At 41.5% G+C, this 19,062-nt stretch carries 20 protein-coding genes, 1 other RNA gene and 1 riboswitch; of the genes, 4 read left to right on the top strand and 17 right to left on the bottom strand.

The window, feature by feature from the left end; all coding sequences use genetic code 11:
* Positions 1 to 72 precede the first annotated feature (72 nt).
* A complete protein-coding gene (locus JJ692_RS11025; RefSeq protein ID WP_206533743.1) occupies positions 73 to 927 on the top strand; it encodes a polysaccharide deacetylase family protein in 855 nt (284 codons plus the stop codon).
* A gap of 192 nt (positions 928 to 1,119) precedes the next feature.
* Here JJ692_RS11025 and pbuX read toward each other — a convergent pair whose 3' ends face one another.
* The 12 genes from pbuX to JJ692_RS10965 form a co-directional block, all read right to left on the bottom strand.
* Complete coding sequence (pbuX, locus tag JJ692_RS11020; RefSeq protein ID WP_044333266.1) at positions 1,120 to 2,439, bottom strand: xanthine permease PbuX; 1,320 nt, start codon at positions 2,437 to 2,439, stop codon at positions 1,120 to 1,122.
* Complete coding sequence (xpt, locus tag JJ692_RS11015; RefSeq protein ID WP_206533742.1) at positions 2,436 to 3,020, bottom strand: xanthine phosphoribosyltransferase; 585 nt, start codon at positions 3,018 to 3,020, stop codon at positions 2,436 to 2,438. The genes pbuX and xpt overlap by 4 nt, the downstream gene beginning before the upstream one ends.
* A gap of 117 nt (positions 3,021 to 3,137) precedes the next feature.
* A riboswitch (purine riboswitch) is annotated at positions 3,138 to 3,237 on the bottom strand.
* Positions 3,238 to 3,373: 136 nt separating this feature from the next.
* Entirely contained in the window at positions 3,374 to 4,879 is a 1,506-nt protein-coding gene (locus tag JJ692_RS11010) for a carboxypeptidase M32 (RefSeq protein ID WP_206533741.1), read from the bottom strand.
* A 125-nt stretch (positions 4,880 to 5,004) separates the two neighbouring features.
* Positions 5,005 to 6,942: an ATP-dependent DNA helicase gene (locus JJ692_RS11005; protein ID WP_163115418.1), complete on the bottom strand. Its 1,938-nt coding sequence runs from the start codon at positions 6,940 to 6,942 to the stop codon at positions 5,005 to 5,007.
* Positions 6,943 to 7,017: 75 nt separating this feature from the next.
* Positions 7,018 to 7,215 carry a hypothetical protein gene (locus JJ692_RS11000; protein ID WP_024422762.1) on the bottom strand — a complete coding sequence of 66 codons (198 nt, stop codon included), beginning with the start codon at positions 7,213 to 7,215 and terminating at the stop codon, positions 7,018 to 7,020.
* 105 nt (positions 7,216 to 7,320) lie between these two features.
* Positions 7,321 to 8,475 carry a THUMP domain-containing class I SAM-dependent RNA methyltransferase gene (locus tag JJ692_RS10995; protein WP_133744136.1) on the bottom strand — a complete coding sequence of 385 codons (1,155 nt, stop codon included), beginning with the start codon at positions 8,473 to 8,475 and terminating at the stop codon, positions 7,321 to 7,323.
* A gap of 108 nt (positions 8,476 to 8,583) precedes the next feature.
* Positions 8,584 to 8,970, bottom strand: an RNA gene (gene rnpB / locus JJ692_RS10990) — RNase P RNA component class B.
* A gap of 60 nt (positions 8,971 to 9,030) precedes the next feature.
* Positions 9,031 to 9,336: a cell division regulator GpsB gene (gpsB, locus tag JJ692_RS10985; RefSeq protein ID WP_012010336.1), complete on the bottom strand. Its 306-nt coding sequence runs from the start codon at positions 9,334 to 9,336 to the stop codon at positions 9,031 to 9,033.
* A gap of 75 nt (positions 9,337 to 9,411) precedes the next feature.
* Positions 9,412 to 9,954 carry an SLOG family protein gene (locus JJ692_RS10980; RefSeq protein ID WP_029706022.1) on the bottom strand — a complete coding sequence of 181 codons (543 nt, stop codon included), beginning with the start codon at positions 9,952 to 9,954 and terminating at the stop codon, positions 9,412 to 9,414.
* Positions 9,955 to 10,002: 48 nt separating this feature from the next.
* Positions 10,003 to 10,242 (bottom strand): CotD family spore coat protein, encoded by a 240-nt coding sequence (locus JJ692_RS10975; protein WP_073206049.1) that lies wholly within the window; start codon positions 10,240 to 10,242, stop codon positions 10,003 to 10,005.
* 316 nt (positions 10,243 to 10,558) lie between these two features.
* On the bottom strand, positions 10,559 to 11,806 hold the full coding sequence (locus tag JJ692_RS10970) for a ribonuclease H-like domain-containing protein (protein ID WP_206533740.1): 1,248 nt from the start codon (positions 11,804 to 11,806) through the stop codon (positions 10,559 to 10,561).
* 24 nt (positions 11,807 to 11,830) lie between these two features.
* Positions 11,831 to 14,077 (bottom strand): DEAD/DEAH box helicase, encoded by a 2,247-nt coding sequence (locus tag JJ692_RS10965; protein ID WP_206533739.1) that lies wholly within the window; start codon positions 14,075 to 14,077, stop codon positions 11,831 to 11,833.
* 159 nt (positions 14,078 to 14,236) lie between these two features.
* On the opposite strand from JJ692_RS10965, the gene JJ692_RS10960 reads away from it, so the two are divergent.
* A complete protein-coding gene (locus JJ692_RS10960; RefSeq protein ID WP_241257936.1) occupies positions 14,237 to 15,355 on the top strand; it encodes an NADH-dependent flavin oxidoreductase in 1,119 nt (372 codons plus the stop codon).
* Between the two features lie 53 nt (positions 15,356 to 15,408).
* Here the strand turns inward: JJ692_RS10960 and JJ692_RS10955 are convergent, their stop codons facing one another.
* Positions 15,409 to 15,915 (bottom strand): PTS sugar transporter subunit IIA, encoded by a 507-nt coding sequence (locus JJ692_RS10955; RefSeq protein ID WP_024422767.1) that lies wholly within the window; start codon positions 15,913 to 15,915, stop codon positions 15,409 to 15,411.
* Between the two features lie 170 nt (positions 15,916 to 16,085).
* On the opposite strand from JJ692_RS10955, the gene JJ692_RS10950 reads away from it, so the two are divergent.
* Positions 16,086 to 16,505, top strand: a complete 420-nt coding sequence (locus JJ692_RS10950) for an Hsp20/alpha crystallin family protein (RefSeq protein ID WP_024422768.1) — start codon at positions 16,086 to 16,088, stop codon at positions 16,503 to 16,505.
* Between the two features lie 19 nt (positions 16,506 to 16,524).
* Here the strand turns inward: JJ692_RS10950 and JJ692_RS10945 are convergent, their stop codons facing one another.
* The 3 genes from JJ692_RS10945 to JJ692_RS10935 form a co-directional block, all read right to left on the bottom strand.
* Complete coding sequence (locus JJ692_RS10945) at positions 16,525 to 16,986, bottom strand: YppG family protein (RefSeq protein ID WP_241257934.1); 462 nt, start codon at positions 16,984 to 16,986, stop codon at positions 16,525 to 16,527.
* 108 nt (positions 16,987 to 17,094) lie between these two features.
* Positions 17,095 to 17,475 (bottom strand): YppE family protein, encoded by a 381-nt coding sequence (locus tag JJ692_RS10940; RefSeq protein WP_224426683.1) that lies wholly within the window; start codon positions 17,473 to 17,475, stop codon positions 17,095 to 17,097.
* A 49-nt stretch (positions 17,476 to 17,524) separates the two neighbouring features.
* Positions 17,525 to 17,758, bottom strand: coding sequence for a DUF5446 family protein (locus tag JJ692_RS10935; RefSeq protein WP_241257932.1), 234 nt, complete (start codon positions 17,756 to 17,758; stop codon positions 17,525 to 17,527).
* Between the two features lie 198 nt (positions 17,759 to 17,956).
* Between JJ692_RS10935 and sspM the strand changes: the two genes are divergently transcribed.
* Entirely contained in the window at positions 17,957 to 18,061 is a 105-nt protein-coding gene (gene sspM, locus JJ692_RS10930) for an acid-soluble spore protein SspM (protein WP_024422772.1), read from the top strand.
* 24 nt (positions 18,062 to 18,085) lie between these two features.
* Here sspM and JJ692_RS10925 read toward each other — a convergent pair whose 3' ends face one another.
* Positions 18,086 to 19,042 (bottom strand): DUF2515 domain-containing protein, encoded by a 957-nt coding sequence (locus JJ692_RS10925; RefSeq protein WP_206533736.1) that lies wholly within the window; start codon positions 19,040 to 19,042, stop codon positions 18,086 to 18,088.
* Positions 19,043 to 19,062 lie beyond the last annotated feature (20 nt).

Raw genomic sequence — 19,062 nt, 5'->3', positions numbered from 1 at the left:
AGAAAAACAGTGAAAAAAGAAAGGATCAACAACATGGTTCGGCTCTAAATTTAATTGACTGGAGTGATTGTAATGAAAAAGGTTTCCCAAAAAAAGACACCCTACAACACGATACTTCTCTCAAAGGTAATTGGTTTAGTGCTTCTTACACTGTTTCTCTTTTTTATCTGGGATATGTCTAAACCCCATTTGCAGGCGACAAATGGGCAAGCAAAAAATGTTGCCAGCAGTGACTTCCGTGACACAAGCATCAGTCTGAAAGCAAAAGATCAGTCTACAAGAACATTGGATACACATTTTAAGACCAATCCAAACCAACAGGCAACGAATAAAACGGTCTTTTTAACATTTGATGATGGTCCTTCTGCTACATCAAATCAGCTGTTAAATGTATTAAAAGCACATCACGTGAAGGCGACGTTCTTCATGCTTGGACCGCAAATCCAAGCACACCAATCAGCTGTGAAAAGACTTTATCAAGAAGGACATCAATTAGGTCTTCATGGCATGACGCATGATATAAACCTCTTTTATCAGAACAGCGAGTCTCCCGCAAATGAAATGAGAGAAGCTCAGCGTATTCTTGCCTCTGTTACTGGCGTCTACAGCCGTCTTGTAAGAACCCCCTTTGGCAGTGTTCCAAATTTAACATATCATCAAAAAGTACGTTTAAACCAAAATGGCTTTATTTACTGGGACTGGACGATTGATAGCCTTGACTGGAGATATAAAAACTCACAATATGTTCCAGAGGTATTGAATCAATTGCAAATGTTTGAGAAAAATAAACCATGGGAACCAAAGGTTATTTTAATGCATGATCAACCCTCTACCACAAACTATTTAGATAGCCTGATTATACAGCTAAAAGCAAGGGGCTATACATTTGCAGTCATTAACGAAACAATGCCGCCGGTACAACATTAATAGTGCTAATCACAAAAAGCCCGTATCCAAAAGATGCGGGCTTTCAGCTTGTAGACAAACCCTCACACGCTCCTTCCTAGGATCCTAGGACTTCAAAGGTTTTTTATCAAGCTAAAAAGAAGACAAAGAGTTAAAATAAAAGGTTATTTTAGCTCTTTGTCCATCATCTGAACCCCTCTCCAAGAGAGGGGTTTACATAACAGATTGCTTAGGTTCTTCTACCAGGTCATGCCCGGCTTCTTTTTTAAAAGGAATCATGTGATAAATAATATGAAGCAAAATAGCGGTAAAGCTTCCGGCCACAATGCCGTTACTTGTTAATAATTTAATCGATTCTGGCAGATGCTCAAACATTTGCGGTACGACAGTAACTCCTAAGCCGATTCCCACGGAGCAAGCGACGATCAGCAAGTTCTCCTGCTTTGCAAAGTCCACGCGCGAGAGCATTTTAATACCGTATGCAATGACCATGCCAAACATGGCAACCATTGCACCGCCAAGAACTGATTTTGGAATAATCGTCGTAAAGGCAGCGATTTTAGGAAAAAGACCAAATAACATGAGCAATGCCCCTGTGACGACAATGACTTGGTTTTTCTTGACGCCTGTTAACTGGATCAATCCAACGTTTTGCGAGTAGGCTGTGTACGGAAAAGCATTAAAGATTCCACCTAATAACACAGCAATCCCCTCTGCCCGATAGCCTTTAGCCAAATCCTTCTCTTTTAATGACCGGTTTGTTAAATCACCTAATGCGAAATAAACGCCTGTTGATTCAACTAATGACACAATCGCAACTAACGTCATGGTCATGATTGGTGCAAATTCAAAGGTCGGCATCCCAAAATAAAATGGCTCAATCATACGGAAAACCTGAGCGTTTGCCACCTCAGCTGTTTCCACTTTCCCCATAAACGCAGCAACTGCTGTCCCAAGAAGAATACCGATTAAAATGGCGATCGCCTTCATAAATCCTTTCGTGAATCGATAGAGCAGTACAATGATAAACAGTACAAGGAAAGCGAGTCCTAGATTTTCAAAAGAACCATAGTCTGCACTTCCTTCTCCTCCTGCCATATTGTTCATTGCTACAGGAATGAGGGTGATACCAATAATGGTGACGACAGAACCAGTGACAACAGGCGGGAAAAATTTCACAAGCTTTCCAAAGAAAAAGGAAAGAAGAATGATAATACAACCTGAAGCGATAATACTTCCATAGATAGACGAAATTCCATACTTAGAGCCAATCGCAATCATAGGCGAAACCGCAGTAAATGTACAGCCTAATACAACAGGCAGACCGATCCCAAAGAAGCGGTTTTTCCATACTTGAAGCAATGTGGCAGCCCCGCACATGAAAATATCCGCCGAGATTAAGTAAGTCAGCTGTGCAGGCGTGAGCCCGAGCGCATCTCCAACAATGAGCGGCACAAGAACAGCACCGGCATACATCGCCAGCACATGCTGAATACCCAGTGAGAGCGTTTTGACTTTTTTAGCGGCACTCATGATTGTACCTCCCGTACAAACGTGACTTTCCCTTCCTCAAGTGATTCAATACGTGCGAGGGACTCAACGCGGTAGCCCATTTGCACAAGCGCATTTCTTCCAGGCTGGAATGATTTTTCAATGACAATGCCAAATCCGGCTACTTTTGCCTTCGCCTGCTTTGCAATTGCAGCAAGTCCTTTCGCAGCTTCACCATTCGCTAAAAAGTCGTCGATGATTAACACACAATCATTTTCACTAAGATGCGTATTTGAGACAGCAATCTTGCTTTCTACTTTTTTTGTAAAAGAGTACACACTGGCTGTTAATAGATTATCCGTTAATGTGAGTGATTGACGTTTTCTTGCAAACACAACAGGTACTTGAAGAGCAAGCCCAGCCATCACAGCAGGTGCGATGCCAGAAGATTCAATGGTGATGATTTTTGTAATGCCATCATGCTTAAATAATCTAGCAAACTCTTGCCCGATCTCATGCATTAACACAGGATCGATTTGATGATTTAAAAAAGCATCCACCTTTAACACTTGATTTGACAGAACGATTCCTTCGTTCTCAATTTTTTGACGTAACAATTCCATCATTCTTCCCCCTAGCATATTGGCAAACATTCAATTTTTGACATAAAAAAAGCATTGCTGTCCATGAGGAGCAAGCAATGCGAAAACGATCAACGGATCTTCAGCTCAAACAAGAGCTGTTTCATTTTGCTCACTCATAGTCGGACCGTATCGGTGTCCGGTAGAAACTTGCGTGCCATCATCACGCGATTATATGAGTGTTATAGTGTTCAAATTATAACAAGATTTCAGACGCTTGGAAAGCACTTTTCTAGAAAAATACCGAACTTAAATAATAGATCAGAACAAAATGTTCGTTTTTAGAATATTCAAGCATCAAAAAAGCACCCCTCTCATGAAAGGGTGCCCTTCTTTTATGATAAATACAGTTTCGTATATTTATCCGTTAAGTAGTCGATTAAATATTGAACATTTAATTCTTCGCCTGTTGCATCTTGAATGATTTCAGATGGCTTTTTCCGTTTACCATGCTGGTGAACATGTTCCGTCAGCCATTCTTTTATCGGTGCAAAAGACCCAGTTTGAATGAGCTCATCAAAATTTGGTAAATCTTTGATCATTTGCTGCTTTAATTGCGCTGCATACATATAACCAAGGGCATATGAAGGGAAATAGCCAAAGCTTCCATCAGACCAGTGAACATCCTGCAAGATACCGAGTGCATCATTAGGAGGCGTAATACCAAGATACGCTTGATATTTTTCATTCCAAAGTGCAGGCAGATCTTCAACTGCTACTTCTTCATTGAAAATCGCTTTCTCAATTTCATAGCGGATGATAATGTGAAGCGGATATGTCAGTTCATCGGCTTCAATTCGAATGTAAGTCGGCTTCGATTCATTCACTGCATGCACAAAGTTTTCTAAAGAAACATCTTTAAATTGCTCAGGTGAAGCTTCTTGCAGCTTTTGATAATACGTTTTCCAGAAATCTTCGTGTCTGCCGATAAAGTTCTCAAAGAAAAGAGACTGTGATTCATGGATACCCATCGAAGTCCCATCACATAAAAGTGTTCCGCTCAGTGCTTCATCAATGTTTTGCTCATAAATCGCATGACCACATTCATGAATCGTGCCAAAGATCGCCATTCGAAAATCATGCTCATCATAACGAGTCGTCACACGTACGTCACCTCTGCTTAACGTTACAGCAAATGGATGGACTGTTGTATCAAGGCGGCCTGCGTCAAAATCATATCCTAATTCTTTTAAGAAAAAGAGACTCAATTCCTTTTGTTTATCGATTGGGAAGCTTTTCGATAAAAATGAAGTATCCGGCTTATTAGGTGAGGCTTCGATTTTTTTCACAAGAGGAACAATAGCGTCACGAAGTGCACCAAATTTTTGATCAAGCTGTTCAACCGTCATATCTGGCTCATAGTTATTGAGCAGCACATCATAAGGCGTTTTTTTCACGCCCCAATATTGGATAAAACGCTTGTTAAAGTCAATAAGCTGTTTTAAGTATGGTGCAAAGAGTGAAAAGTCTGATTTCTCCCTTGCTTCTACCCATACATGCTCCGCTTTTGATTGCAAAATCGAGTATTCTTTAAATTCTTCTTTCGGAATTTTACTGTTTTCATCATACTCTTTTTGTGATAATTCGAGCGCCTTCTGTGTATCTTTTGACAGCTCATCTCGATGTTTGTTTAATGCGAGAAGAAGATCTCTCATTTCATCAGAAGTCTTCATATTAAAAATATCACTTGATAATTGACCGATCGTTTCAGCTCTAAAATCCGCACTTTTTTTAGGTGCTTGTGTTCTAGAGTCCCAATAAAGTAAATGGAGCGCCTCTGTATAATGAGCGATTTTCCCTAGTAATTGATAAAACGCTTTCTCAGTTGTTTCAAGACTCATGCGTTTGTTCCCCCAATCAATAAAATATGTATGTACGTTTCAAGGCTACTTCAATGAATGTTCTTTTGTCAATGAAAAAGGAGGATACACCGTGGTATCCTCCTCATTTGCAAGTTTTCACCTATTTAAGATGTGATGATGGGCTTCACTGGCAGGACGGATTCAATTTTACTTTGAAGCTTAGTATCTTCCTTACGATCAAAGTAAATATGAATGCTTCCTGCGTCTTGGCTTGTCCGGATCAGTCTTCCGATCCCTTGGCGTAAGCGAAGCAGCATATACGGAAGGTCAACTTCAGCATGTGCATCTTTTGCTTCATTCCGTTTCGCTTCAAATACTGGATCATACGGCGGATAAGGAAGTCCCCAGATGATCACATTCGTTAATGATTCACCTGGAATATCAAGCCCTTCCCACAAATGAACTGAGCATAACACGGATGTCTCATCAGCTTGGAACTTTTGAACTATCGTGCTGATTTCCTCGTCTCCCTCAAAATATACGTCAAACGGAAGTGATTCATTTGCTGCTTCAAGTTGTTTTCTAAAGAAATGAAGTTCATCAAATGAAGGGAAGAGAATCAGAGATCGTCCTCCATTTTCTTTCAGCTGAGTCATCACTTGCTGTGCTTTTGCCTCTTGCTCAGCGAGCTGCTGAATTCCATGGAAATAAATCTTCATTTGTTCATCGTAATCATACGGCGAAGCGACACTCATTGATAAGTAATCTTTAATCCCAAGACTTTCAGCTAAATAATCAAAGGATTGATTCTCAGACAATGTAGCGGAAGAGAAAATATATGGTCTTTTTTGCGAGAATACTTTTTCGCCAAGTACCTCTGCGACCGTCTTCGGCATCACAACAAATGTTGTATCTAATTCCTGTTTTTCCAGCCAGCTAATGGCATTTTTTTGATAAAGCGATAAAGAATACGCCATTTGTTCAATGTATTCTTCCACAACAGATAATTCGTATTGATCGATCGTATACATCTCAGATTCAAACACGAGCGCTTCTCCGATTTTTTCAAGCAAGTCACACAATTCACTTGCAGAACGCTTCACCTCATCGACACGCCCAATTTCAAGCCGGTGCGAGCCTTTGACTTCTTTTGCATGCGTTTTTAAGAGATAAAAGAACTCATCGTTTGTTGCAAGTGCATCTTCAACAAGCTCTGCAAATTCTTCGCGTATGTCGTTTTGCAAAAGACGTTCCAAAAATGTTTCGAGCGTTGATTGCTTCACTCGGTACGTTAACGCTTTTTGTGCGGCAAACTCGAGAAGATGTCCCTCATCAAATACGACGGAGCTATGCTCAGGAAGCAGCGGAAGCTGACCCTCACGTTTCCGGGATTCCTTCGTCCACACATGCTCCATGTAAAAATCATGTGAACAGATGATGAGATCTGTCGCTTTCCGGTAATGATCTCTTGATAAATTCAGACCGCAGCGATGACGCATATCGCACGTCAGGCAGTCCTGAAACGAGTCATAGCCAATTCGTGACCATTCATCATTTGATAACTCTGGATACTCTTTTCGATCGCCATACGGATAAAAGGTTTGCATGCCATGTGATTCATGAACAAATGAAGGCAGTGATTCATAAATATCGAGCCACTTTTCATCATCTTCACGCTGCATCGTTTTCTCCAGCTTTTTTAAGCATAAATATTGATCATGCGATTTACTTAACCTCGCATCTATTTGAATATCAAGGTGATTGGCAATTTTATAGATATCACCTTCTTGTTTAACGAGCTGTTCAATTAACGTTTCGTCTGCACATGCAATAATCGCAGGCTTCCCTGTATACCTTGCATATGTGACGGCAAATAATAGATAGACGATGGTTTTGCCTGTGCCTACCCCAGCTTCGGCAAACATCACACTTTTTTCTTTAAAGGCTCTTTCTAGTTGAAAAGCCATAAATATTTGTTCATCTCGAAGATCAAAGCCCTTTTCTGGCAAAATGTCATAAAACACATCACCAATCCAGTTGCCCAGTTCTTCGTAAAAATTGTGTTCTTTTGATAATGAAAAAGGCAAACGAGATGCTGTCACCTGCTTCAACCCCCAACTTTTGAATCATTCAGACATTCAATAGTACCATTTACGCTGGGGAAAAACAATCTTTTTTTATGAGCGCAGGCGATGCTGATAGCTTTCCTTCATTAAAAATGCATGCTCAGAACGTTCTATGTATGCCTGAGCCAGCGCTAAATCTTCGATGGCTGCCGTAAGCTGAGCAGATTGTCCACCTTCATGCCCTTCAATTTCTTGAGCAGTCGAAGCGAGTGCTTTTTGGATTAACTGAATTTGATCATAATGAATCATGAAGACACCTCTTTTTTTAAAATCAAGTTCAGTTTATTCCGTCTCGCCGAGAGTTATACCTTTTCAGCATAAAAAAGCCGCACCTTCTTTCGGTGCGGCCATTTCTTACGATTCGGTTGGTTGCTTTCTAGGCGGGCGTTTTCCCCAATATTGATAATAGTCTGTTTTAATAAATCCGTTAAACAGTTTTCTCTTTTTCGTCGCTTTTCTTCCGAAGCACTCTTCGAATTTTTCGTGTGACGTTAAGATGTAAATGGACCATGTATCTAGGTTCTTAAACGCTTCACCCATTCCTTGATACATTTTTTCAACTGCTGGTTTATCACTCAGTCGTTCACCGTAAGGAGGATTTCCGACAATCACACCGTACTCTTCTCTTGTTTGAAAGTCTTTTACTTGCATTTGTTTAAACTCAATCAGTTCACTCAGTCCTGCTTCTTCTGCATTCATTTTTGCGATATCTACCATACGATGGTCGATGTCACTTGCAATAATGCGGAGCGGCTGATCATAGTTTGCTTTTTCTTCTACTTCCACACGTGCTTTGTTCCATACGTCTTCACCGATCCATTCCCATGATTCAGACGCAAAATCCCGGTTAAATCCCGGGGCAATGTTTTGTCCTATCATCGCTGCTTCAATGGCGATTGTTCCTGATCCGCAGAAAGGATCAACAAACGGACGGTCAGGTGTCCAGTTCGTTAATAAGACGAGCGCAGCAGCAAGCGTTTCTTTAATAGGTGCTCCGCCTTGATCCATGCGGTATCCGCGTTTATGAAGACCTACACCAGATGTATCAAGCGTAAGAACCGCTTTATCTTTTAAAAGAGCGATCTCGATTTTATATTCAGGTCCCGTCTCTTCAAGCCATTCAGACTGAATGTTGTAGGAGGATTTAAGCTTTTGCGCAATGGCTTTTTTGACGATGCGCTGGCAGTCCGGCACACTGGCAAGCTGAGATTTAACAGATTTCCCGATGACAGGAAACGTACTGTTTTTTGGTAAAAAAGCGGCCCAGTCAATCGCTTTCGTCCGTTCAAAAAGCTCATCAAATGTTTTAGCCGAAAATTCAGCAACTTGTACCTTGATCCGGTCTGCTGTACGCAGCCAAAGGTTTGCACGGCAAATCGCAAGAGCATCCCCCTTGAAAATCACTTTTCCGTTGTCGACTGTGCACTCATAGCCAAGGTCTCTTACTTCTTTTGCAACAATTGCTTCAATTCCCATTGGAGCTGTTGCGATGAGTGTATAGGTTTTCATTGATTTATCACCTGTTTTCTCGTCCTTTTATGTATTCAAGATAAAAGCTCTCCATATGTTGAAATAGGAGAGCTTTGTTTCATCATGTTTATTATAACGGATATAACGTTCTGTAAGCCATGTTTTGTTCCATCGTACTGCAAACGGCAAATGCCTCGTACTCAGGTGGTAATCATCTATCTACAGAATTCTCTGTCCTTCTCTCCGTTTGGTTCCTTTGAGAAAGTTCCCCTACCAAGTTTGGGTTTCTCGCTCGAGGGGTTTACCGCGTTCCACTCTCACCATTTCTAGTGAGACTTCGTCACTGTGGCACTTTCAAGGATACTTTGCCATATCCTAAAAAGGACGTAGGCATTTTTCCTGCCGTCAGCCTTTCCCAGGCTGCCCTGGCTTATTTTTTCGCCAGGCACGAACACTACGGGCATCTCAGCACCGTGCGAGCATGGACTTTCCTCTGCAATGCTTTAAATAGCATTACAGCGATTACCCGAACGTTAATCAATAAGCGTTATTATAAACGACAATGACATCTGACACAAGCTTTTTCAGCAACACTCAATCATAAAGTTTGCTGCCGAATACGTGTTTCTCAAGGTTCGATAGTCTTTTTAAAATATCAAAGTTTGTTGTATTAGACTGTGCAGGCTGTCTTTTCCCTTGTTCAACAGCTTCTTCAAGCTGTTTTGACAAGTGAAGGTTTTCTTGTTGAAGTTTTTCGATTTCTTGGTTGAATGTCTCATAGTCTTTAATGACCATATCTAAAAATTTATCGACTTCTTCTTGTTTGTACCCTCTGACACCTGTTTTAAATTCTTTTTCTAAAATTTCTTTCGCAGAAAGCTTTACTTTATCAGCAAGCATCTTTTTCACCTCATATCGTGAATTCATAGTATATTTTTTCAGAAATACGTGACGTTGTCAAATTTTCTCTTGCTTTTAATCAAAAAACGGATCTTCCGCCTCAACCTGTGCTCTTAGATCATCCATCGTGATGTACATAATCGGGTAATCGGTATAGGCTTCCGCCTCCCTGATCATATACTTCGGCGATCCCTCATGCTCGGGATCATATAAGACGAGAAGACCATCTGTTTTTTCAATAAAAAAGCGGTTCTTTTGTTTAAATTGTGCCGGACTTTCGTACGGTCTATGCGTGACACTTTCTACAAAATCGGCCTGTGCAAGAATTCCTTCATACAACTCTTTGTTTTGTTCATTCCAGCGCTCTTCCTGTTCATAAAATGGCGTTATGACTGCAAGTTTTAACGCTGGATATTCCTCCTGAAGCTCAAACACCACTTCGGCTGTCCAAATTTCTGCCCCAAGCTGGCCTGAGATGAGAACCCATTCCAGACCTTCTTCGATAAGGGCTGTCAGCCTTTTTTGAAGCTCCGCTTTTATGTATTGAAGTGCAGGCTCGTCTTGTTTGAATATCCCAAGCTCAAACGGCTTGTACCCTGTGACAGCAATAATTTTCATTTTTTCACCTGCTTTTAAAAAATGGGACTTATAAAAGTCCCATTCACTTTATCTGTTACAGCAAGGTCCACCGCAGTTAAAGTGTTGATGTGTTGTCGGGTCCACCTGAGAAAACGTATGCGGGAAGTAGTGAACATGTTTGAAATTATGGTGGTGAACATTTGTCACATGCTGCGGGTGGATATGCGGCACAATTGTTGTTGACTCGCTGTGTGTACAGCAATGATTCGTCGGATGAACAATTGGCTGTGTAACATTCGGATGGCAATGATGGTGATGATGGTACATGTAGCATTCCCCTCTCCTTTATTTTCTTACATTAACAATGTATGAATTAAGAGGTGTACATGTACTAATGCATTAACCTATTTTAAAAGTTGGCAAGAAAAATATCTTTATAGTTTGAAAACACAAAAGCGACCAAAATGACCACAAGAAAAAACAAGTAGAAAAGACCCTTATACATGCTATACGCTCCTCATTCAATATCTAACGTTATTTTACAGGATTCGCGGACTTTCTACAATAAAAGTGCTAAACAATTTTTATTTTCGGCCGAGAGCCGAACGTTGTCATTTTTTGCGCTTTCCCGGGTAATAATATTTCATTGCCCAACTTTTCTCAATAGCCGTTTTTTTCGCTTCTCAAGCTCTTTTGTGTCTCGCTCGCTTAACGATGAGAAAGATAATAAAGATTCCGTGATGGAAAGAGCTGACCTTGCATCTTTTTGGCGATGCTCTTTACACTTCGCAAGCTCTATACCCGCTTTTAATGCTAAATGGACATCACTTGATTCAAATAATGTTTCCCAAATTCGAACTGCTTCATCCCACTCGTTTAGACGTTTATATTGTAAGGAGAGATCAAAAGCCGCCTGATTGGCATGTTCAAAATCAGCACCTGTTAATTCCCGCAAATGCTTTGTAGCTTCCTGTACATCACGATGCGCGAGATGCCACCTAGCCAGTGCGTATTTCTCATCGTGCTCCTTTACCGCATCCATAGATAGAATTTTTTTGGATAGATGAATGTAGAGGCTAATTAACGAAAGGACGTCTAATTCATTATGAGTCAAAATCCCTTCAATGAGCTTCGGATTTTGTTCCTTTAAAAAATGAAAATAGATCATCGGTGCCAAAAAACCCGGTGTGTCTCCTTCCCGGTGAACGTGCAGCTCTTCTTTTTCAACCACAGATAGCGCCATTCGTTCATATTTATGCTTCCACAACCGTCTTGACCCATGCAGAAGATCAAAGTGGCCAAACTCTGGAAGCGCAGGGATTTGATCTCGCAGCAAAGTATGTCTCGTTTTCACTTGCGGCCAATCGAATGATTTTCCATTATATGTAACGAGCGATTCTACGTTCACTTCATCGAGAAAGCTTTTATAAAGAGCCGCTTCATTTCCCGGATTTGTGAGCAGGTGCTGTTTCACCACTACTTTGTCAGCAAAGACCCGCGCATGTCCTAGCAAGAAGATCATATTTCCCGTTCCACCAGATAATCCAGTTGTTTCTGTATCAAAGAAAAACAGTTCATGCGGCTTGTAACCTTTAGCCGATAGAGAATGCTGGATGCTGCTTTTGTTCCATGCCTCGATGATCTTTGGCAGTTCCGCAAACGAGTAGAGTCCATGCTTATCATCTAATGAATAGGTGACTTCTCGAATGAGACAAAAAGAATCCTCAAAGTGATAAGGAGCTGCACCCAATTGCTCCCATTCCTTTAAAAATGGAATGTTTTCGGCCGTCACAGGCAGAGGTTGCCCTTCCACTGGTTTTGGCCGTTTTTCGTTTGCCTGGTTGTGCGATAGGTGCTTCTTCATTCGATTTAATTTCCCTTTTAAAGACATGAGTATGTATCTTCCTCCTTCCCCTTAAAATACAGACATCAATTCTACAATGCTGCTTTTTCCGCTCACCTCTTTCATTTCCATGCCAATGCAGGATGGACAGCCGTTCTCACAGCGGCACCGCTCTATCAGCTGAATGGCTGCACCTGCTATTTCATCGAAACGAGCTTGGACTTCTTTGCTTAAGCCGATTCCGCCAGGGTAGTGGTCATATAAAAAGACTGTCGGTTTACCGGTATGTGCCGCTTTAATTTGTGAAACAACATGAATATCTGAGCGGTCACACATCACAAAAGCAGGTACAATGTGCTGAAGAACATTTGCGATGCCAAGCAGCAGCTGTTCAAGTGTTTTCTCTTCAAATCTCCGCTCTGCCTCGTGTAATTCAAACCAAGCCGCACTCGTATGAATTTCTTCTTCCGGTAAGTGAATCGGTCCAGACCCGATATTTTCACCAGTACTCAGACGGATTTTTTTAAATATCGTAGGCATTGCGTTGACAGTCACATCACCGTAGTGAACAGATACTGCTTCTTTCTCTGTTGTCTGATCGATTTCCAGTACCTTGAGCTGAACAGCTAAATTCGCATCTGTATAGTATTCTACATCTACTTGTTTCACATAAGCCTTCAAATGCTCGTAATCTAGCTTTTCTACTTGATACTGAACCCCTTCATGTAAATAAATCGCCTCATCATGAAGCAGTGTCATTGCACTGAATCGATCCATCTCTCCAATAATCCGAACATTCGCTACGTCGGATTGATCCACAATTACCACATTTTCTTGGCTTGCAGACCGCAGGCTAATGCCATGCGCTGGGAACGATTGATCTGACCAATAATACCGGTTCCCGGTAAAATGAAGAACCCCTTCCTCATGCAAGTATTGCAAAATGTCTTCTACTTCCATGCCGCCAAACTGTTCATCCGTCCGAAATGGCAGCTCGTAGGAAGCACATTTTAGGTGATCCACTAAAATAATGAGATTTTCAGGATTGATTCTGGCTGCTTCAGGCGGTCTATTAAAGAAATATTCAGGGTGTCTGACAATATATTGATCAAGGGGTGAGGAACTTGCCACCATGATAATGAGCGCCTCCTCATGACGCCTTCCAGCACGTCCTGCCTGCTGCCATGTACTTGCTACACTGCCAGGATACCCCGTCATAATGCATACCTTTAGCTGACCTATATCTACCCCTAATTCTAGTGCGTTCGTGCTCACGACACCTAGAATGTCTCCTTCTCTTAACCCCTTTTCAATCACGCGCCGCTCTTTTGGCAAATAGCCTCCGCGATACCCGCGAATCGATTTTGGACCGATTTCTTTTTTCACAAGCTCTTGAATATGACTTAAAATCACTTCTACTCGTACTCTGCTTCTAGCAAAAACGATCGTTTGAATTTTTTCTTTTAAAAATGTTTTAGCCAATTGGTTGACGACAGTGGCAGCGCTTTGTCTAATATTTAATGGTTTATTCACCACCGGCGGGTTATAAAACACAAAATTCTTTTTACCGCTAGGCGCTCCGTTTCGTTCAATAAGATGCACTTTGCTCCCTGTGAGCTGCTGCGCCAGCTCTTTTGGATTTGCAATCGTTGCGGAAGTACAAATGAAAATTGGATCACTTCCATAAAATGCACAAATTCGTTTTAACCTGCGAATCACATTAGCCACATGACTGCCAAAAACGCCTCGATATGTATGAAGCTCATCAATGACAATATACTTCAAATTCTCAAATAAACTGACCCATTTCGTATGATGAGGCAAAATAGCTGAATGCAGCATATCTGGGTTTGTGATGACAATATGTCCTGCTTGTCTGACTCGCTGCCGAATAGCCGGGGAGGTGTCCCCGTCATATGTTTCACTATGAATCGGAACATCCATCTCGTGGATGATCTCGTTAAGTTCACTCTTTTGATCCTGTGCGAGCGCTTTTGTTGGGAATAAATAAAGAGAGCGGTTTGTCTGGTCTTCTGCAATCGACTGAAGAACAGGCAGATTATAGCAAAGCGTTTTACCTGAAGCTGTTGGTGTAACCGTTACTACATGCTCACCATCCATTACTCGTTCAAAGGCTTCTTTTTGATGAATATACAGCTCTTTCACGCCTCGTTTTTCAAGCGCCTTTTTTAGCCTGTCGTCCACTCTTTCAGGAACGGGTGAGGTCTGTGCAGGCTTTGCTTCAATTTCATGCCAATGTTCTACCTGTTCGTCTTTCTTTAATTCTTCTATCAGTTCGTTCATTGTTTTCTTTTTCATATTGCGTCCACCTCTCATTCTAGTGTACCGAATATTTGTTTGCATGACTAGGCGGCAATTTTTTGATGCGGACTTATGAGCAAATACTTTGAACTGTTGTAACAGTATCTATTACACTTCTAAAGTGAAATGATTTTATCAAGGAAGAAGATGATCAGATTGAAAAACGAATTTAAGCCTTTATTTGAACCATTTACGTTTCCAGGAGGCGCCTCTATTGATGGACGGTTAGTGGTTGCTCCAATGACACACTTCGGTTCTCATGACGACGGCACCATTTCAAAAGACGAAATTGACTTCATTACAGCTAGATCAAGTGAAATGGGCATGGTGATTACAGCATGTGCGAATGTGACTCCAGATGGGAAGGCATTTGAAGGACAGCCTTCTATCGCAAGAGATGAAGATATCCCTGGCCTGAAAAAACTGGCTTCAGCTATCCAGGCAAAAGGAACAAAAGCCATCATTCAAATTCATCACGGCGGCTCTCAGGCTCTCCCTCATTTAGTTCCAAACGGTGATGTGGTTGCGCCAAGTGATGTGTTTAAAGATGGAAAACAAATTGCACGCGCTTTAAAAGAAGAGGAAATTACGCATATTATCGACTCCTTTAAAGAAGCGGCAAGACGAGCGGTTCAAGCAGGGTTTGACGGCGTGGAAATTCACGGGGCAAACGGTTATTTATTACAGCAATTTTACTCACCCCATAGCAATCAGCGTACAGATCAATGGGGAGGAAACGAAGAAAAACGTCTAGCTTTCCCTATTGCTGTTGTAGATGCAGTTAAAGAGGCCATCAAAGAGCATGCGGCTAAACCGTTTATCTTTGGATACCGGTTATCTCCTGAAGAACCAGAAACACCTGGTTTAACAATGACAGAGACGTTTACATTAGTGGATGTTCTCAAAACAAAAAGCCTCGATTATTTGCATATCTCTTTAATGGAGATTAGCTCTAAAGCAAGACGAGGCGCAGATTCTAATAAGACACGTATGGAACTGCTAAAAGAACGCTGCGGCGATGCTCTTCCGCTTATTGGAGTAGGGAGCGTCATTACAGCTGAAGATGCACTCCATGCTTACAATCAAGGAATTCCTCTCATCGCTGTCGCACGAGAGCTGATCGTCGACCCAGATTGGGCAAAGAAAATTAAAGAAGGCAGAGAACAAGAGATTGAAACCGTCATTAAACGCAGCCAAAAAGACAAGTACCTTATTCCAGAAGGATTGTGGTCTGTCATGGAAGCGAGTCAAGGCTGGGTTCCAATGGAGGATTAATGTTCTCACCTCAATAAAAAACTACCCTATCAATGGGTAGTTTTTTTCATGAACTATTTCATTTTCACTGTAAAGAGCTTGGACGTCTGCTTTTCTACAGAGCCTTTTGGTTCTTTATCAAGTCGTTCGATAAGGTCACCGTTCATAATCACAATCGGTGTCACTGTACTTGACGCTTTCTCTTCAATCAGTTCTAAATCACACGTAATAAGAGGATCCCCGATTTTCACCTTGTCCCCTTCTTTCATGTGCGCTTCAAATCCTTCACCATTTAACCCAACTGTTTCAAGTCCGATATGAATCAGAAGCTCAAGCCCCGAGAGTGTTCGAATGCCAATTGCATGTTTTGTATGGAAGAGCTGAATGATTTCACCCTCTACTGGAGACACAATCGTCCCACTTTTTGGTTTTACTGCTACGCCGTCTCCCATCATCTTTTGAGAAAAGACGGGATCTGGTACATCAGTCATATCCATTAACTCTCCATCAACTGGAGAATAAATGACTTCTTCCTTTACATCATCTTGGTTTTTTCCGAAACCGAATAATTTTTTCAGCAATGTCAATTTGCTCCCTTCAAGCTTTGCTTCCTAAATCTATTTCGTGTATGAAACTTTACGCCCATACACCTTGCTTTCATTCAACACTATTTAATCATAATTTTTTCCTCTCATCAATTGATAACCGCCTGAGCCCCCTCTGCATAGGCTGTAGATGAGAGGTGATTCAGATGAAACATGAAGGCGAAAAAAAACATGAAATGCTGGCAAATGAAGATATGCTATATGAAGCGATTGAACAATTTTTTGCATCCTCCCCGTTTCACGAGATTTTAAATAGTGCAGAGGCACTCATGACCACATCGCATTCACTTGCATCCATTACGACCGATGTGACAGAGGATGAACAGAATGTGTATATCGAGATTCAATTTCCAGACCATTTTGTCGAAGGAGACATTGCGCTAGAAGTAAAAGCCCAATATTTACACTTATCAGTACAGGAAAAAATCAAAACGAATACGACTACCTCGTATTCAAGTTTTACTAAAACGATTTTAATGCCGGCAAAAATAGATGAGACAAAAATGAAGAGTGTGTGGAAAGATCAATCGCTTCATGTGTCTGCGCCAAAGCAAACAACCCAATAGTTCAATCTATTGGGTTTAGCTATGCTTTAAAAATGCTTGTAAATCCTTTCGCCAATGAGCCTACTTGATTCATTGTACTCATCATTTGGCCAGCTGTATCAAACATTTTGTTAAAATCGTATTGCCCATTCGTCTTTTTGAATTGTGACAGCACACTTTTAAATTGAGATGGCTGCTGTTTTTGCGGCCTTGGCAATGGATAAGGGTTCATAGGCGGCTGCATGGGCATCATGCCTGGAGGCGGCTGCATTTGGGGTGGATTCATCGCTTCAGGCGGCTGCATAAGCGGCACGTTTTCTTGGTATCCATAAGGCGGCTGATAAACAGTAGATGGTGCCTGATTCATTCCCCCTCCACCTTGATACGGCGGCATGAAATAGTCTGGAGGCTGCGGAGGCTGCTGCTGTATCTCTGGATACGGAAAAGGCCTTTGCGTGAATTGATTGAATTCATAAGGCTGCTGGTTTGAATAAGGGAACATCTATCTCGCTCCTCTCGCTCTCAACACATATTGATGTCACTCATATATTATGACCAAGAGCAGAAGATGTGCCTAAAGAAGCCATAAGAAAAACGCAGCATCATGTCTTTAGCTGCGCTTTTTGATTTCTTCTATTAAAAGGTTCAGAGTGTAAACCACTGACTCAACTAAATTTTTTACACGGGGTGCGTGCTGTTTACCAAAATAAGATTGCAGGACAACCTCTTTACCATTTTCTTTGACGGCTTCAAGCTGTTCTTGGTGTAAATATCTAGGTTTGGCCTGCTCAATAAACGAGATCGCAGCGGTGAGCCACTCCTCCATTTTCTGATCAAATGTAACAACGGCCGGCTGAATATCCGTATAAAAATCATACGATGGGTACTCCTCTTCAGCCTTTCCCTTTTGGTACTGCTCATACGCTTCTTCGATCCATATTCTCAAGTTTTGTGTATGTTCAAGTAATGTTTGATTATCCAAAGTGTTCACCTCTATGAACCATCCTATCAAACGTTTACCTATTGCTCAAATAGAAAAGCTATCCGGCGTGATATGCCGGTCTTGCTGCCAGTTTATACTCGGCTGTATGAAGCTTCACTTCACAGTCCTTTACTTCTGATTCAAGCCGGTCAATCATTTGTTCTTGCTCTTCTATCGCTGCACGTTTCGTCTGCTTCACAGCAAGAGACAGCTCTTCCTCCACCGCATCAATTTTCCGCTCGATTTCCTCTAACAACTGCAAAATGGATTCTTTTGATACAAATTCGCTCATCATCAGATTCCTCCTTTATTGTCTCTCGTTACATTCTCTTTTCTTTCTCCCCCCTCCTTCACACATGACAAAACTAGAAGCAAATCGCCAATCTAAGTGTAGATGAGCGCTATTTCTTCCTTTTCGACAGATGCTTGTCCTTCTTTGTATGATTGCGTCCGATTGTGTAAATTCTAAGGACAAAAGGAGGTAGATTTCATGAAAAAGCAGCCAGCACCAAAAGAGCAAAAGCCAAAAGGGAAAGAAAACAGTCCAGATCAGCTTGATAAAAAGCTCGGCGGTCCTAATCGTCCATCTACGTAAAAAAAAGCAGGCACCCCCTGCTTTTTATTTATGCAAAAAATAGTGCTCTAATGAGAAAAGAAAACGAAGCTGTCTTTTTTTATGGAAATACCAGTCGGTCAGATCAATCTGCTTTGGCAGCGGCTCTGCCTCAAATAAAGATGGACTCAATTTCTTTTGAAACCAATCTTCCCTTTGATCGTCTAATGAATGTGTCATCACCGGATAAACCGTCCGAAGAAAAGGCGTTGACCTTCTAGCGATCCCTAAAAACGGCTCAAAATCAAACCGAGACCCCGTATGCGGAACGGTATGCAAAAAATGATAAAAATCCGAAAACAAATCGGCTCGAAATAATAGTTTCGCTAGTTTTTTACCTAATGTAATGCGCTCCTTTACATTGGAAAACTTCCGTATGGTTAAGCCGTACAAATGGCCGTCCACCGTTGGAAAAACAACGGTTTGGAAATGTCCCCACTCGCTGAAAAGATATTGAATCGAGTGAAAAACATTCTTTTTCAGAAGAGGATTTTGTATAATAGGAGATTGTATAGTATATTGTTCATTTATGATGAGTGCATAAAGCAGACGCTCTGTGTCACGCTTTAGCCAGAAACGTTCCCACTCAGTACTCATAAAACGAGACACGGAGAAATAAGGCAGCAGATGAAACAAAGGTTTACTGCATCGCTTAGACCATTCGTACAAAAGAAGCTGAGGGTAAGCATCCGAAAAGATCAGCCAATTCGCTCTTTCATATGCTGTGAAAAAAAGGTGCCCCTGCTGATCCGTTAAACCTGGATGGAAGAGCTCGCCCTTTAAATCTGTCATGGACCACCCAGCATTTCTCGAGACAAAGGAAGCGAGCAGCGACCATTTCATCTCTGGATGCCGGTCATAAAAGCGCTTGTAAGCATTTGTCCTCGTCAGGTTGTCTTTATTTTTTGCTTTCGTTTCACGCAAAATTTGCTGAGTGATGATGTGCTCTTCTTGGGACAACATGGTGATCTCTCCAATACAAA

Source organism: Bacillus sp. 3a, assembly GCF_017161885.1.
In the GTDB taxonomy this organism is placed as follows: domain Bacteria; phylum Bacillota; class Bacilli; order Bacillales; family Bacillaceae; genus Bacillus; species Bacillus safensis.
Note: the sequence above shows the minus strand (reverse complement) of the source record. Positions and strands in the feature narration are given on the sequence as shown.